The sequence below is a fragment of the Phyllobacterium sp. LjRoot231 genome (genome assembly GCF_964253365.1).
Classification (GTDB): domain Bacteria; phylum Pseudomonadota; class Alphaproteobacteria; order Rhizobiales; family Rhizobiaceae; genus Phyllobacterium.
In genome coordinates, this window is sequence record NZ_CAXUQT020000004.1 from 1 (window position 1) to 15,769 (window position 15,769).

General features: G+C 58.6%; 13 protein-coding genes and 1 pseudogene. 2 read left to right on the top strand and 12 right to left on the bottom strand.

Annotation, left to right across the window (positions count from 1 at the left end; translation table 11 throughout):
• The 6 genes and pseudogenes from ACSQ3H_RS28580 to ACSQ3H_RS28605 form a co-directional block, all read right to left on the bottom strand.
• A pseudogene (locus ACSQ3H_RS28580) lies at positions 1-289 on the bottom strand (homoserine dehydrogenase); the annotation flags it as partial.
• 56 nt (positions 290-345) lie between these two features.
• A complete protein-coding gene (locus ACSQ3H_RS28585; RefSeq protein ID WP_436120429.1) occupies positions 346-1,362 on the bottom strand; it encodes an aldose epimerase family protein in 1,017 nt (338 codons plus the stop codon).
• On the bottom strand, positions 1,362-2,339 hold the full coding sequence (locus tag ACSQ3H_RS28590) for an ABC transporter permease (protein WP_436120430.1): 978 nt from the start codon (positions 2,337-2,339) through the stop codon (positions 1,362-1,364). Before ACSQ3H_RS28590 ends, ACSQ3H_RS28585 begins: the two co-directional genes overlap by 1 nt.
• Positions 2,336-3,274 carry an ABC transporter permease gene (locus ACSQ3H_RS28595; protein ID WP_436120808.1) on the bottom strand — a complete coding sequence of 313 codons (939 nt, stop codon included), beginning with the start codon at positions 3,272-3,274 and terminating at the stop codon, positions 2,336-2,338. Before ACSQ3H_RS28595 ends, ACSQ3H_RS28590 begins: the two co-directional genes overlap by 4 nt.
• 53 nt (positions 3,275-3,327) lie before the next feature.
• The gene (locus ACSQ3H_RS28600; RefSeq protein WP_436120431.1) at positions 3,328-4,866 is read right to left on the bottom strand and encodes a sugar ABC transporter ATP-binding protein; all 1,539 of its coding nucleotides are present in this window, start codon (positions 4,864-4,866) and stop codon (positions 3,328-3,330) included.
• Between the two features lie 100 nt (positions 4,867-4,966).
• Complete coding sequence (locus ACSQ3H_RS28605; protein WP_436120432.1) at positions 4,967-5,947, bottom strand: ABC transporter substrate-binding protein; 981 nt, start codon at positions 5,945-5,947, stop codon at positions 4,967-4,969.
• A gap of 258 nt (positions 5,948-6,205) precedes the next feature.
• On the opposite strand from ACSQ3H_RS28605, the gene ACSQ3H_RS28610 reads away from it, so the two are divergent.
• Entirely contained in the window at positions 6,206-7,252 is a 1,047-nt protein-coding gene (locus ACSQ3H_RS28610; protein ID WP_436120809.1) for a LacI family DNA-binding transcriptional regulator, read from the top strand.
• On the opposite strand, the gene ACSQ3H_RS28615 is transcribed toward ACSQ3H_RS28610, so the two are convergent.
• Together ACSQ3H_RS28615 and ACSQ3H_RS28620 are read right to left on the bottom strand one after the other, a co-directional pair.
• Positions 7,249-8,604, bottom strand: coding sequence for a sigma-54-dependent transcriptional regulator (locus tag ACSQ3H_RS28615; RefSeq protein ID WP_436120433.1), 1,356 nt, complete (start codon positions 8,602-8,604; stop codon positions 7,249-7,251). The genes ACSQ3H_RS28610 and ACSQ3H_RS28615 overlap by 4 nt on opposite strands.
• Before the next feature lies 1 nt (position 8,605).
• Positions 8,606-10,444 (bottom strand): sensor histidine kinase, encoded by a 1,839-nt coding sequence (locus tag ACSQ3H_RS28620; RefSeq protein ID WP_436120810.1) that lies wholly within the window; start codon positions 10,442-10,444, stop codon positions 8,606-8,608.
• Positions 10,445-10,709: 265 nt separating this feature from the next.
• Here ACSQ3H_RS28620 and ACSQ3H_RS28625 point away from each other — a divergent pair, with 265 nt between their 5' ends.
• The gene (locus tag ACSQ3H_RS28625; protein ID WP_436120434.1) at positions 10,710-12,035 is read left to right on the top strand and encodes a dicarboxylate/amino acid:cation symporter; all 1,326 of its coding nucleotides are present in this window, start codon (positions 10,710-10,712) and stop codon (positions 12,033-12,035) included.
• A 49-nt stretch (positions 12,036-12,084) separates the two neighbouring features.
• On the opposite strand, the gene ACSQ3H_RS28630 is transcribed toward ACSQ3H_RS28625, so the two are convergent.
• The 4 genes from ACSQ3H_RS28630 to ACSQ3H_RS28645 are packed head-to-tail and all read right to left on the bottom strand — an operon-like array spanning position 12,085 to position 15,765.
• Complete coding sequence (locus tag ACSQ3H_RS28630) at positions 12,085-13,470, bottom strand: FGGY-family carbohydrate kinase (protein WP_436120435.1); 1,386 nt, start codon at positions 13,468-13,470, stop codon at positions 12,085-12,087.
• Entirely contained in the window at positions 13,449-13,772 is a 324-nt protein-coding gene (gene rhaM / locus ACSQ3H_RS28635; RefSeq protein ID WP_436120436.1) for an L-rhamnose mutarotase, read from the bottom strand. The genes ACSQ3H_RS28630 and rhaM overlap by 22 nt, the downstream gene beginning before the upstream one ends.
• Positions 13,769-14,770: an ABC transporter permease gene (locus tag ACSQ3H_RS28640; RefSeq protein ID WP_436120437.1), complete on the bottom strand. Its 1,002-nt coding sequence runs from the start codon at positions 14,768-14,770 to the stop codon at positions 13,769-13,771. Before ACSQ3H_RS28640 ends, rhaM begins: the two co-directional genes overlap by 4 nt.
• Positions 14,767-15,765, bottom strand: a complete 999-nt coding sequence (locus ACSQ3H_RS28645) for an ABC transporter permease (RefSeq protein WP_436120811.1) — start codon at positions 15,763-15,765, stop codon at positions 14,767-14,769. The genes ACSQ3H_RS28640 and ACSQ3H_RS28645 overlap by 4 nt, the downstream gene beginning before the upstream one ends.
• Positions 15,766-15,769: the final 4 nt, after the last annotated feature.

Consider the following 15,769-nt stretch of genomic DNA (forward strand, 5'->3'; position numbering starts at 1 on the left):
TGGTAACGGCGATCTTGCCGCTCTCCATCGCCGCCGTCAGCGCCGAGGCATTCGACACCTCGCGCGAATGACCCTGCTCCTGATAGGCGATATCGACGGCCTTCAGGGCATTCGGCAGGTTCAGTTCGGAAATCGCCCCGATCTCGATGCCGGGCATGTGCGCCACGCGCGTGACAATGTCGGTGCCCATCTCGCCCGAACCGATCAGGCCGATGCGGATCGGACGGCCGGTCTCCGCCCGCGCCTGCATGTCCCGCGCCAATCCCGTCAATGCAACATTCGTAGCCATCAATGCCTCCACCTTTACTGCAGACCGGCATAGGACGGGAAATTGTGATTGGCAAGTTAGACGTTATGGAAACGGAATTCCGTACGCTGGCGATAGGTCTCGCCGGGGCGAAGGATCGTGCTCGGAAACTGCGGCTGGTTCGGACTGTCGGGGAAATGCTGAGCTTCCAGACAGAGGCCGGCATGCGGTCCATAGCGCATGCCGCCAATCCCGGTAGCGGCAGGTATTTTCGCTCCATCATAGAATTGCAGGCCGGGCTCGGTTGTGTGCACCTGCATGGCAAGGCCATTGCCGGCCACAAGCGAGGCCGCAAAGCGCACGCCATCGCTTATTGGTTCACTCAGGACGAAATTATGATCGTAAAGGGTGGAGCCGCTCGTGCCGATCCGCCGTGGCAGGCGGAAATCATAGGCCGTTTCGTCAATCCCGGTGATTTCGCCAGTGGGAATAAGATCCCCGTCAACCGGCGTATAGGCATCGGCGAGGATCCTCAGGCGATGGTCGCGGATATCGCTCGACCCATCCAGATTGAAATAGGAATGCTGGGCGAAATTGGCAACGGTTGGCGCGTCGGTTACCGCTTCGATTTCGACGCATAAGATGGCATCGCCGATAAAGCTGTAGGTGCAACGAATATCCACATTGCCGGGAAACCCTTGATCGCCATCCGGCGAATGCAGTGCAAGGGTGATGGAAGACTGGCTCGCCTCGGCGATGGCCCATAGCCGCTGCGAAACCCCGCCACTTCCTCCGTGCAAGGTCTGTGTGCCCTCGTTTTGATTGAGATGAACGGTTTCTCCATCCAGCACAAAGCGACCATTGGCGATGCGATTGGCATAGCATCCGACAAGTGCACCGAAATAAGATGAAAGGGCAGGATAGTCGTCGAAACTATCGAAACCCAAAACGACGCGCTGGAGGGTTCCGTCGCTCAAGGGGATTTGCAGATCCCTGATGACTGCGCCCCAGTTCAAAATTCTGGCAACGGCACCGGCGGATGAGCGGATCGTTGCCTGAAATACGGGTTCGCCTTGAAATGTGCCGAATGGCTCTGGCTGTACATCGTCACGCATCAATAATCCCTAACAGCGACGCTGCCGCGCGACGAGAGCTTTGCTTGCAGGATCACGACGACCAGCAGGAAGAGGCCGCGTATGACCGATTGCCAGTAGGCGGAGAGCGAAATCCAGCCCTTGCCGTTTTCGAAGTTCAGCACGTTGAAGAGTATCCCCAGAAGCAGCACGCCCGCAAGTGTGGCCCCGACAGAACCGACACCGCCGGTCAGCAATGTTCCGCCAACGACGACGGCAGCGATTGCAAAGAGTTCCCAGCCGACGCCCTCGATCGGCTGCCCGGCGCCGAACTGTGAAGCAAGAATAACACCGGCGAGTCCGGCCAATCCACCGCTCGCAAGATAGACCAGAAACTTGATGCGGTCGGCGGGGAGGCCCATCAGCCGCGTCGCATCTTCATTGCCGCCGACGGCAAGCACACCGCGGCCGGTGCCGGTGAAATTCAGGACCACCCAGCCGATGATATAGGCTACGATCGCAATCCACGCGGGAATGGGAAAGCCGAGGAAATTATCCTGGCCGATCGAGGTGAAACCGCTCTCATAGGACACCGACACCGATTGGTTATCGGCGAGGAGGAGCGCTGTACCGCTTGCCGCCAGCATCATCGCAAGGGTCGCCACAAAGGGCATGATCTTCAACCGCGTGACAAGTATGGCATTGACGAGGCCGACGCACAGCCCGGCGCCAACACCGGCGCCGAGGCCGATCCAGGCGCCTTGTGGGCTGACAAGCGCGGCAACGACACTGCCAAGCGCAGCCGTCGAGCCAACGGACAGGTCTATGCCGCCGGTCATGATGACAAAGCACATACCGAGTGCCACGAGCGCGAACATCGAATTGTACCGCAGAACGCTGGTGATGTTGAAGAAGCCGAGGAAATAATCGTAGCGCGCCCAGCCAAAGAAGACCAGCAGCAGCAACGCCAGGACAACACCGTAGCTGCCAAGCAGCGAGATCAATCGAGGCCTTGTCATGTGCGCCTGCCCTGTTGCTGTATCCAGACGGCGAGCACGATGATTCCCGCCTTGACCACCAGCGCCGCCGCATCCGGAACGCCATTGGCGAGCAGTGTATAGCGAACCAGCTGGATCGTCATGGCGCCCAGCAGGGTGCCGATAATGGTCGCCTTGCCGCCACTCAAGAGAGTGCCACCGACAGCAACCGCCGCGATGGCATCGAGCTCCATGCCCATGCCAACCAGATTGGCATCGCTGGAGGAATTGATGGCGATGACGACAAGACCGGCGATCCCGGCGCAGAGGCCGCTGATCGCATAAACGATGAGCTTTACCTTGGAAACGGCGATACCGGAGAGCTCTGCCGCGCGTTCGTTGCCGCCGATCGCGATGATCTGGCGGCCGAAAACCGTGCGTTTCAGCACCCATGCGGCAGCAATCACCAGCAACACCATGAGCACGACCTGCACGGGAATTCCGAAGATGCGGCCAAGGCCGATCCACTGGAATTGCGGAATGCGGAATGTCTGGAGATTGCCATTGGTCAGCACCTGGGCGATACCACGCCCGGCAATGAACAGAACCAGCGTCGCGACGATCGGTTGAATGCGAAATTTGGCGATCAGCCAGCCATTGAACAGGCCGAACAGCCCCGCAACGCCGACCGAGATGATCATGGCTGCAGCAACAGCGAGGGCAGTATTGTCGATCGGAACGATCTTGCCAAGGAAGATCATCGGGGCAAGTGCTCCCGAGATCGCCATGAGCGACCCGACCGAAAGATCGATGCCACGGGTCGCGATGACTAAAGTCATGCCGACGGCGACTATAACAATAGTGCAAACCTGCGTGAGATTGACGTTGAGGGTCTGCATCGTGGCAAAGTTGCGGGTGAAGGCAAAATTGAACAGGATGAGCAGAGCCAATGCGATCAAGGTGCCATAGCGCGCCATGAAATCGAACGGATCGAACGGTCGCAATATGCGTTGCTGCCGCGTGGTGTCGGTCACGATACGGCCTCCGCGACAACCGGCGCACTGCCATGGGCCATGGCGGACATGACTGCGTCTTCCGTGGCCTCGTCACGGTTGAATTCAGCAACGGTGATGCCTTCGCGCAGGACGAAAACACGATCAGCGCCCTCGATCACCTCCTCCAGTTCCGAGGAGATCATCAGTACCGCAAGCCCCTGGTCAGCGAGCGTCTTGATGAGCGTCTGGATTTCGCCCTTGGCGCCGACATCGATGCCGCGGGTCGGCTCGTCGAGAATGAGCAGGCGCGGGTTCATAGCCAGCCAGCGGCCGAGCAACACCTTCTGCTGATTGCCGCCGGAAAGCTCGCGTACCTTCTGGTCTGGCCCGGAACATTTGATGCCGAGTTGCCTGATGAAGCGCTCGACGATGTCGCGCTGCGCCTTCTCGTCGATGACACCGGATTTGCTGAGCTTCGGCATGAGTGCCAGCATCATGTTTTCAGCAACGCTCATGTCGGGGACGATGCCCTCGCTCTTGCGATCTTCGGTACAGAATCCCATGCCAGCGGCGATGGCATCGGACGGCCTGTGCGGATCGAACGTCTGCCCGTCGAACTGCATTATACCCGCGCGCGGCCGGTCGATGCCGAAGACCAGCCGCGCCGTTTCCGTACGCCCCGCACCAAGAAGCCCGGCAAACCCGGCAATCTCGCCGCTGCGTACATTGAACGATACGTCCTGCACGATCTGGTTGATCGCCAGGTTCTCGGCCGACAGCAACACCTTGCCAATCTTCTTTTCGTCGCGATCGCTGAACGCCGTAGCATGACCTTCAGCACGGTCAATGGCCCGTCCGAGCATGGAGGAGACAAGACCGATCTTGTCGATCTCGCTCATGGCAGCGGTTTTTATGGTCCGGCCATCGCGCATGATGGTCACGCGGTCGCAAACCTCATAGAGCTCATCGAGTTTGTGGCTGACAAACACCACGGAAACGCCTTCCTGCTTCAACTGCCGGATGACATTGAACAGTACCGAGACCTCGCGCTCGTCGAGCGAGGAGGTGGGCTCGTCCATGATGACGAGCTTTGCCGAAAAACCGATGACGCGGGCAATCGCCACCATCTGCTGCGTGGCAGTATTGAATTCCATCAGGGGCCGGCGCACATCGGCACGCACATTGAAACGCTGCAGCAGCGTTTCCGCTTCGTTATGCATGCGCTTCCAGTCGAGCAGGCCGTAGCGGCGAGCCTCGCGGCCCAGGCATATGTTTTCGGTGATGGAGCGATAGGGAACGAGATTGATTTCCTGATAGATAGTGCTGATGCCGCTGGCCTGCGCCTGTTGCGGCGAGGAGACCTCGAATGGCTTGCCATCGAACATGACTTCTCCGGCATCGCGCTTGTAGTAGCCGGTCAGCACCTTGATGAGTGTCGATTTGCCCGCGCCGTTCTGGCCGATCAACGCATGAACCTCGCCGCGTCCGACCGCAAAAGACGCAGCCGACAGAGCAGGGATTCCGGCAAAGCGTTTGTCGATGCCAGTCATCGATAAAAGGTTATCGGTATTCATTGCAAAGCCATTTCTGAACGCATCGGAAAGCTCCGGCATAGCAATACAAATGCCGACAGAAAGCCAGCGCCCCTATAAGAGCGCTGGCATAGTGATAAAATCAATAGGCGGTGCTCAGCAGTTCTTTTGCGTTGCTGGCATCGTAGAACTGATCGGGATTGATGAGCTTGGCTGCAATTTTGTCGCCATTGGCATAAGCGACAGCCGTGTCGAAGGCCTTCGGTCCGAAACGGGGATTGCACTCGACGACCGCGGCAATTTTGCCGTCGATCACCGCCTGTACTGCCTCCTTGCCGCCGTCAATCGACAGCACAAGAATATCTTTGCCCGGCACCTTGCCGGCAGCCTCGATGGCAGAAATCGCACCGATCGCCATCTCGTCATTATGGGCATAGACCACATTGGTGTCTGGATGAGCCTGAAGCAGGGTCTCGGCAACCTGACGCCCCTTGTCGCGGGCGAAATCGCCTGTCTGTGAGGCGACGATCTTGAAGTCCGGATTTTTGGCGATCACATCGTCGAAGCCCTTCTTGCGGTCATTGGCCGGCGAGGAACCAGTCGTGCCCTCAAGCTCGATGATCGTGGTCTTGCCATTGGCGTTCTTGACGAGCCAGTCGGCGACACGCTGGCCTTCCTCGATGAAGTTAGAGCCAATGAACGTTACGTAGTCCTCGCCGGCTTTGGCCAGCGAAGCATCAACATTGCGGTCAAGCAGGATCACCGGAATACCGGCATTCTTCGCGGCCTTGATTGCCGGGATTAGCGGCTTTTCCTCGCGTGGGGCGAGAAAGATCAGGTCGACCCCCTGAGCGATCATCGAATTGACGTCGGCAACCTGTTTGGCTGCAGAGCCCGCTGCATCCGTATAAACGAGCTGCCAGCCGCGCTTCTTGGCTTCGTCCTGCATGCTGGCAGTCTGGGCCAGGCGCCATGGATTGTTGCTCTCGACCTGGGCGAAGCCGACCTTGTAGCTATCTTTCTTCTTGAGCGGTACAGAAGCGGCAAATGCGCTGCCAGCGACCATGGAGGCAGCCAGTCCAACGGCTGATGTGAGCAGCAGAGTCCGACGGGTGATATTCATTGAAAATTTCCTCCCAGAAATTAGCTTGTGGCGATCCCACTGCGGCGATCATCGCTACTTATAAAAATTAGTCAATAATTATTTATGTTGATTAGTCACGCAATCTGTTCGTAATATTCTCCGTAACTTCATTGATTCCGGGTGGCTCGCGGGCCGCCAGAAGCATCGTTCCAGACGGGTGATACGGTGGATAATTCGACCACTGGGAAAGTTAAGACCACGCGGCTTGCAACACGGCGCAAGCGTGTCAGCAAGCGTGTGACGATGACCGATATCGCCCGGGTTGCAGGGTGTTCGCAGGCTACCGTCTCCTTCGTTCTCAACAAGACGCCGGGTATCAAGCTCTCCGTCGAAACACGCGAACGGGTAATCGAAGCGGCGCGCTCGCTTGGCTATGCTGCACCGAGCTTCGCCCATCTCGACACCGCGCATATCCTGACGCCCGCAATAGACGGCAAGATCGGCTTCGTCGTCGATCAGCTTGCGACCAGTCCGGAAGCGGTGGTTGCCATCGAGGGTGCGCGCCAGGCCTCGTGGAATGCGGGGAACATCATCCTCGTCGCCCAGACTCTCAACGATCCTGAGATGGAGCCCCGCACGATCCGGGCCCTGCGTGAGCAGGGGATTTCCGCGCTGATCTACATGGCTATCTTTACACGCGAAGTGGTTCTGCCAGCGGCGGTCTACGAACTCGATGTGCCGGTGATCCTGCTTAACTGCTACACCACGGATCATGCTTTTCCAGCGGTCGTGCCGAGTGAAATCGCGGGCGGCCAGCATTCGACCCGTCATCTTATCCAGCATGGTCATCGCCGCATTGGCACGATCACTGGCGAGCCATGGATGGAAGCGGCAAAAGACCGGCTCAAGGGCTATCGCCGTGCACTGGCGACGGCTGACATTCCCTTCGATCCGGAACTGGTGATCGAGGGTGACTGGTCGGCAAGTGCGGGCTATGCGGCAACCAAGGAATTGCTGGCGCTGAAGGACCGGCCCACCGCCATTTTCTGCCAGAACGACCGTACCGCGATCGGCTGTTACGAAGCGCTGAAGGAAGCCGGAATGCGCATTCCCGAAGATATCTCCGTCATTGGCTATGACGACGAGGAAATTTCACGTCATCTTCACCCGCAATTGACGACATCGGTCCTGCCGCACAGGGCCATGGGGCGCTGGGCAATCGAGCAACTGGATAGTTTTGCACAGCCATCGGGCACGCGCTATCCGATCACCAAGCTCGAATGCCCGCTGGTGGAACGGCTATCTGTTGCCGAGTGCGCCGAGAAACTCGCGTTCTTCGGCTAAGTCTGCGGTTTGAATTTCGCATAATCGGCGCGATCGATGCCGTGCCGCTGCAACTTGTCGTAGAAGGTCTTTCGCGGAATTCCGAGCGTTTCAATGGTCGAACGCACATCGCCATGGTTTGCGCTCAGCGCATCACGGATCAATTTTGCCTCATGCTGCTCCATCGCCTCTGGCAGATTAACAGTGTTGGTCGTCTGACTGACTCGCTCGCTTTCCAACTCGCCCAGTCCGAGTGCAACCCGTTCGGCAAAGTGCGAAAGCTCGCGCACATTGCCTGGCCAGTCGTGTTCCATCAGACGTGACCGCAGCGCCCCGGTCATCTCCGGCGGCTCGCTTTTGAAGCGTGCTGCGGCACGCTGCAGGAAATGCGTGAACAGCAGCGGAATATCCTCCCGGCGCTCGCGCAGAGGCGGGATCGAAATCGTAACGACGTTCAAACGATAAAACAGATCTTCCCGGAAATTCGCGCGCTGTTGCGGACTGCCGAGATCGACCTTTGCCGCCGCTACAACGCGCAGATCCACCGGGCGGTGCTCGTTGGTGCCGAGCGGCGTGATCTCGCGAGTTTCAAGCACGCGCAACAGTTTGACCTGCGTCGACAGCGGCATGCTTTCTATTTCGTCAAGGAACAGCGTGCCGCCGCTGGCATGTTCGATGCGGCCGACACGCTTTTTCTGCGCGCCGGTAAACGCGCCGGCCTCATGTCCGAACAGTTCGCTTTCGATCACGGTCTCGGGTAGAGCACCGCAATTGAGCGCCACGAAATTGCCTTGCTTGCGGCGGCTCCATTCGTGCAGGAGGCTTGCTGCTACTTCTTTGCCGGTACCGGTTTCGCCGGCAATCAGCACGTCGACATCGGCATTCGCCACATGGCGCAAGGTCTTGCGCAGGTTCTGCATGACAGGGGTCTGGCCGATGAGCGGCAGGTTGTCGTCGGATGTTTCAAGCGCAAGGCGCAGCTGGCGGTTTTCCATCACCAAGCGCCGCTTTTCGGTCGCGCGCATGATGCTCTGGACGAGGCGATCCGCCGCGTAGGGCTTGGCAATGAAATCGTAGGCACCTTCCTGCATGGCCTCGACCGCCATGTCGATGTCACCGTGCCCGGTGATGAGGATGACGGGCAGGTCGGCATCCATGGCGCGCAGGCGGCGAAATAATTCCAGACCGTCTATATGCGGCATGCGCACATCGGTGACGACAACGCCGGCAAAATCCGGTGTCAGAAACCGCAGAGCGCCCATCGCATCGGCAAAAGGTACAACCGTAAAACCCGCGAGCTCCAGCGTCTGACGATTGGCGTTGCGCAGGTCGTCATCATCGTCGACAAAGGCGACGTTCGGTTGCGAGTTCATTTCAGATAACCCTCGGAAGATGAACCGTAAACTCAGTCCCGGCGCTGCTGCTCGTGACCTCGATGCGTCCGCCATATTCAGCGACAATGTCGTGGCAGATGACGAGGCCAAGTCCGAGGCCGCGATCCTTCGACGTATTGAATGGTGTGAACAGCGCCTGCATGATCGCCTCAGGAATACCGGGCCCATTGTCGGAAACAATCAGCTGGACCTCGTCTTCGGTCACCCGGGTTCCCACGCTGATCCTGCTGGCCGGACCGCCTTCCGTTGCCTCCAATGCATTCTGCATGAGATTGATGAGCACCTGTTCGAGACGAATACGATTGCCGTGCACCTTGATATCGGGGGGCGGTGTCTGCGTGATGATCTGCCCGGCTCTCTGCCGGAAACGGGTGCCCAGCAGGAGGAGGGCACCTTCGATAATGTCACTGACGCTGATCGGTCCCGCGTCACCAGTACCCTTGCGCGCGAAGGTGCGCAGCTCGTCGGTGATGCTGCCGATGCGTTCGGTCAGTCCGGCGATGGCTTTCAGATTGTCCTTGGCGGAATCGATCTGGTTGCGGCCAAGGAAGGTTTTGGCATTGTCGGCATAAGAGCGGATGGCTGCGACAGGCTGATTGATCTCATGGGCAACGCCAGCTGTGACCTGTCCGAGAATGGCAAGACGGTTTGCCTGCACCAGTTCCTGCTGTACCGTCTGTAGCTTGGCCTCGGTTTTCTGGCGCTCCTCGGCCTGCATCACCAGTTCGGCGTGAGCAGTGCTGAGGTCTGCCGTGCGCTCGGCAACACGCCGCTCAAGCTCAAGCCGTGCCGCCTCCTGCTCGCGGGCGCGCCGCAGTGCCAATCCGCGGCGGCGCCGGAAAAAAGCGGTCAGCCCCAGCAGGGGAGCAAGAACGATCAGCGCCAGCAACTGTGCTGTCCGTGTTGCCTCTGCAACGGCGGACGCTGCTGGGGTCAGCAGTTGCAGGTTCCAGTTCGTGGTGGGAACCGGCGTTTGTACGCGCACGAATTCTTCAGCCTTCGCCGCACCGGGCAAGCGCGCCTGAACAATATCGGGCTGGCCTTGCGGCAAGGCAGGCGTGATGTCGAGCGGCGCAAGGGGTGCATCGCCGAATTGCAGGCTTTCGCGGATTGGTCCCATCTGGTCAGCCAAGATCGGACCCTCGGTCATGAACCGCCATTCGGGAAGACTTGTGATCAGCACAATACCGCGCTGGTCGACAACCAGAGAAGGATCGCTGTTACGGCGCCAATCGGCTTCAAGTTCGTCGAACTCGACCTTGACGACGATAACGCCGAGCATGCCCGATGGGCCATCGATGCGTCTTGAAATGTATAGTCCTGGACGTTTGCTGACCGTACCGAGCGCATAGTGCTCGGCGCTGCCAGCGGCGACAGCACGGGTATAGTAGGGACGAAAGCTGTAATTGGTACCGACGAAGCTTGTCGGTTCGCGCCAGTTGCTCGAAGCGAGCGCCAACCCATCTGCGTTGAGAAGATAGATGACCGACGAGCGGGTCTCCCCGATCAGACTTTCGAGCTTGCGGTTGACCAGTTGCAACAAGCTGTCGCTTCGCGTCGTCAGCGCACTGATCACATCACGGTCCTGCGACAGGACGAAGGGCAGTGACCGCTGTTTCTCGAGTACCGTCCGCAGTAATACGGCATTGAGTTCGGCGGCGCTCTGCGCCCGGGCGTGAAGCGATCCGTAGGCACGCTTGCGGCCATAATCATTGGCGATGAAAAGCGCACCTGCAACGAGAAGCGCGGCGAGAAGGCCATAGCCAACCTTCAGAGCCGGGCCTGTCATCCCCGCGTGCAGAATGCTTTCCGAGCGCACTGCCAACCGATTTTCCATAGAAGTAGTGTGCAGATATTCGCACAAATCTCAAGAGGTGCGTGCGAATAACCGCACGGGCAGACTTCGGGCATGTCGATAGAAATTTTAATTATCCTTTATTTTCAATATCTTAATAAAATTCAACAAATTGGCACGGGGCTTGCAATGCTTTTTCGCGAGGGGACGGTCTATCCGCCCTGTAACGAGAGCCCAGGAGGCTGGCAGGCTTATTCCGCCAGACGCGGCTCGCACGATGGAGGAAGTTATGAGTCCTGTGACGATAAACGCAGCCCCGCAGCCGCGCGGCAAAACACCGATTTACGCCCATCTCTATTTTCAGGTGATCGTTGCCATCAGCATCGGCATCCTGGTTGGCCACTACTATCCCGATACCGGCACAAGCATGAAGCCGCTCGGCGACGCTTTCATCAAACTGGTGAAGATGATTATCGCCCCGGTCATTTTCCTGACGGTTACCACCGGCATCGCCGGCATGAGCGATTTGAAAAAAGTCGGCCGCGTTGCCGGCAAGGCGATGCTTTATTTTCTGACGTTCTCGACGCTTGCTTTGATTGTCGGTCTGATCGTCGCCAACGTCGTGCAGCCGGGCGCCGGCATGAATATCGACCCAGCCTCGCTTGATCCCGCCGCCGTCGCGACGTACACGCAGCAGGCGCATGAACAGAGTGTCGTCGGCTTCCTGACAAATATCATCCCGACAACAATCGTTGGCGCGTTCGCGTCAGGCGATATTCTTCAGGTGCTGTTCTTCTCGGTACTGTTCGGCCTTTCACTCGCAATGGTTGGCGAAAAAGCCGAACCGGTTACCAATTTCCTGCAGACGCTTGCCGCTCCGGTGTTCAAGCTCGTCGCGATCCTGATGAAGGCAGCGCCCATCGGTGCCTTCGGTGCGATGGCCTTTACCATCGGCAAATATGGCATAGGGTCGGTTGCCAATCTGATCTTCCTGATCGGCACATTCTATCTGACGTCTCTGCTTTTCGTACTCGTCGTTCTTGGAGCCGTGGCTTGGTACAATGGTTTCTCGATCCTGGCCCTGATCCGCTACATCAAGGAAGAATTGCTGCTGGTACTCGGCACAAGCTCATCCGAAGCCGCTCTGCCAACGCTGATGGCCAAGATGGAAAAGGCTGGCTGCAAGAAGTCCGTGGTCGGCCTTGTTATTCCGACCGGCTACTCGTTCAATCTCGATGGTACCAATATCTACATGACCTTGGCTGCACTGTTTATCGCGCAGGCGACGAATACGCATCTGACACTCACGGATCAGGTATTGCTGCTGCTCGTCGCGATGCTGAGCTCAAAAGGTGCTGCAGGCATCACCGGTGCGGGTTTCATAACCCTTGCAGCCACGTTGTCGGTCGTTCCCGCAGTTCCAGTCGCGGGTATGGCGCTGATCCTCGGCATCGACCGTTTCATGTCGGAATGCCGTGCTCTCACCAATCTCGTGGGCAATGCTGTCGCGACAATCGTCGTTGCCCGCTGGGAAGGCGAACTTGATACCAACAAGCTCGCGCAAGCACTCAATGGCGATTTCGCCGATGAGGATGCGCTGGCGCTTGCGAGCTAAATCGACAAACAATGATTGCGAAGGAGGCGGGCCAACAAGCCCGCCTTTTTCATTTGCGTTGCGGATTTTCCTGCCAACTCCGCGCATAAATATCGAAACCTTTATCCAACGGTACGACATCGTCCGACACTGGCTTGAGCGAACACTTGGCTCCGGCCAGCAGTGCAGCACCGAGACTGGTGCCGGTGGAGCCGGGCGACGCGATGATTTCACGTCCGGTCAGCGACCGTAAAGCCGACAGATAAGTCCGGTTGCGAGCGAACGGCCCCTCGACGATCGTTGGACCCGATGCACCAATCAGCTCAAGACAAGTATTTGTCATCAACGCCGTATAAAGCGAAGCGGCAGCGTTCAGTTCGGGCGCCGATCGCGACTCATCATTCAGCCGGATCACTTCAAGCGTGGGGTAGGGGCCAGATCCCTGCACGACGCTCGGTAGAATCAGGAACTGGTCGCGGATCACCTTGTTCAACACGTCCGCATCCGGTTCGACAGCATTGCCTTCGGTCAAAAGATCGAATTCGCGCCCGCCCATGAACCGCGCCGATGGCACGGCCTTGCCATAGGCATCGACATTGGCGAGCGTGTCCCGTGCCGGATCGAGCTGATCCAGCCTTCCGCCCACGGCAAAAGACACCACCCAGGTTCCGGTCGATACGACGGAAAACGGCGATGTGCGGGTGATCAGATGCGGCAGCAGCGAGGCATTGGAATCGTGGATGCCGCAATGAACCGGGACAGACTTGTCCACGCCGATCTGCCTGGCCAGCGGTTGGCGCAGATCGCCAATCCGGTCGAACGCCGAGCGGATCGGTGCCATCAAAGGACGCAGTTCGAGCGTATCGACGAGGCTCGAATATCCACCCTCCTGCGGGTTCCACAGGTCCGTATGGCAGCCAAGCGAGGTAACTTCATTCACGGCAACGCCGGTCAGGCGCCAGACCCAGTATTGTGCGTAGGTGACGATGGTCTTGACTGCGGAAAACTCAGCCGGAAACTGTGTCTTCTGATAATGGATTTGCGCACCCACATTGAGGCCGCCGGAGAGAAGCGGCGAACGCGTCTCGGCGAAATCCGGCCGCAAAGCTGCATAAGCTGCGCGCACGTCTTCAGGGTAGACATGCTCATAGTCGATCACCGGCATGGCCAGATCATCTCTGCCCAACAATGCCGCCGACGCGCCATGCGCTGTTACCGAGATTGCATCGAAGCCGGGTGACTGCGCGAACCTGGTCAGAACCTCGACAAAGAATGCCCATAGCACTCCGACATCGTAATGCGGATAGAGCCCATCCTTGGCGACGCGATTTTGCGTGCTGCGCGAGGCGATTTCCGTGCCCGTCGCAGCATCAACGACAACGACTTTGGCGTTGGTCTTGCCGACATCGATGACAGCTATGCGGCGGTTTTCGCTCATGGCAGATGGAAGAGGCATACGAGGCCTGTCTGGACGGGTGAGTTGTCCGGATTGGTGGCCATGATATCCGCCATATGCGCCCACCATGTCTTCATTACCGGATGGTTGGGAAGGCTCTGCATGGTGTGATTGGCCGGTCGCGTCAGCACGCCGAAGAGCATATTGGTGGCGCGGTCGAGATGGATCGAATAATCGCTCACGCCCGCCTCATGCAGGAGATCCACGAGCTCCGGCCAGATTTCGTCGTGGCGGCGCTTGTACTCGGCTTCCATGCCGGGATTAAGCGTCATCGTGAACGCATATTTCTCCGTCGGGCTCATGCCGGCTTCCTGTGTCTGAACTGACGGATAATGACCGGCAACGTGATTGTGACGATCAACAGCAGTCCGATGAAGATCGACATGACAATGCCGGGTACGTTGAGAAGGCCAAGGCCGAAGGTTACAAGGCCCATGACGAAGGCGGCGATGACCACGCCGCCTATCGTGCCCGAGCCGCCAAGGATCGAGACACCGCCAAGGACGACCATAGTGACGATCTCGAGCTCCCAACCTTGTGCAATAGAGGGCCGGGTGGAGCCGAGACGCGAAGTGAGGCAGACGGCAGCGATGCCGGACATCAGACCTGTCAGCAGGAACAGCGTGAACTTGATGCGCTCGACCCGGATACCGGAGAAACGCGCGGCAAATTCATTGTTGCCGATGGCGTAGATGCGGCGCCCGAAATTCGTCGCATGCAACAGGACCGCGAAGAGGATGGCGAGGACGGCGAAGAGTGCGAACTCGAAGGAAAACACCCAAAAAACATAACCTTGGCCGAAATAGGCGAAGGAAGCCGGATAGCCGCCATAGGCTTTGTCACCAAGGACGATATAGGCGATGCCACGGAAGAGGCTCATCGTTCCGATGGTGACGACGATGGAAGGCAGGCGAAGTCCGGCGACAAGAATGCCGTTGACCACGCCGCAGACGACACCAGTGCCGATTCCGATGGCGACGAGCCCGGGCGTGCCGACACCCGCCTGTGCTGCAGCCCCCATGGCGGTGGAGGCAAGCGCGATGATGGCCGCGACCGAAAGGTCAATCTCACCGGCGATGATCAGCAGCGCCATGGCGAAGGCGACCATCGCCTTTTCGGTGAAGTTGAAGGTTGCGTCGGAGAGGTTCCAGGCATTGAGGAAGTAGGGCGAGGCGAGGGAATTCGCGATGAAGATCAGCACGGCGACAGCAAAGAGCAGTGCTTCCCAACTGCCAAACAGACGCGTTGCCGATGTGCCGAGCCGATCCGGAATAAGGCGCTTTTCAGGTATCGCGCTCATGCTGCCACCTCGATCTGTTCCGACGCGCCGCGATCACGCAGGATGATACGGCCACGCCGCCGTTCCTGACGGGCATTGAAAATCACGGCGGCGATGATGACCGAGCCGGAGATCGCCATCTGTGCGAAGGGCGAAATGTTGATGACCGGCAACGCATTCTTGATGACACCGAGAAACAGCGCACCGAGTACAGCGCCGGCAACCGAACCGATGCCGCCAAGTGTCGAGATACCGCCAATGACGCAAGCGGCGACTGTGTCCAGCTCGAAGCCCGCCGCGATATCGACATAGGCTACCGCGTAGCGCGACACCCATAGGTAGCCGCAGAGACCCGCGAGCGTTCCTGAGATGACGAACGCGAAGAAGCGCGTGCGTCCGACGTCGATGCCGGCATAGACGGCCGCAGTCGGATTGCCGCCCGACGCGTAGATTGCCCGGCCAAGAAACGTGCGTGACATGACGAGATACATGATTGCGACGATGATAATAGCCGTCCAGCCGAGGATGGGCAGGCCGAGAAAGAGCTGGCGTGGCGTCTGCAGGAACGGCGCCGTCATCTGGTGTGCGTTGACCCAGGCACCGCCGGAGAGAACGAACGCCATGCCACGGTAGATGGTGAGCGTGCCAAGCGTGACGACGATGGAGGGAATGCTGAGCTTCCAGACAAAAATTCCGTTGATCGCCCCGAGAATTGCCCCGATACCGAGAGCGATAAGGAGGATCAGCGCGAGGGGCAGTTCCGGATAGGCGGCATTCAACATGCCGACCGCCATCCCGGTAAAGGCCACATTGGCAGCCACCGACAGATCGATCGATTTCGTCAGGATCACCGTCATCTGGCCAAGCGCAAGAATGATCAGGATCGACGTGTCGTTGAAGATATTTGCAAGGTTCCCGGGTTTGGCAAAGCCGGGCGAACGGGCGGAGAATACGGCAAGCAGGATGGCGATGATGATCACCAGCAGCATTTCGCGGAATTTGAATAATTGCTTGATCATA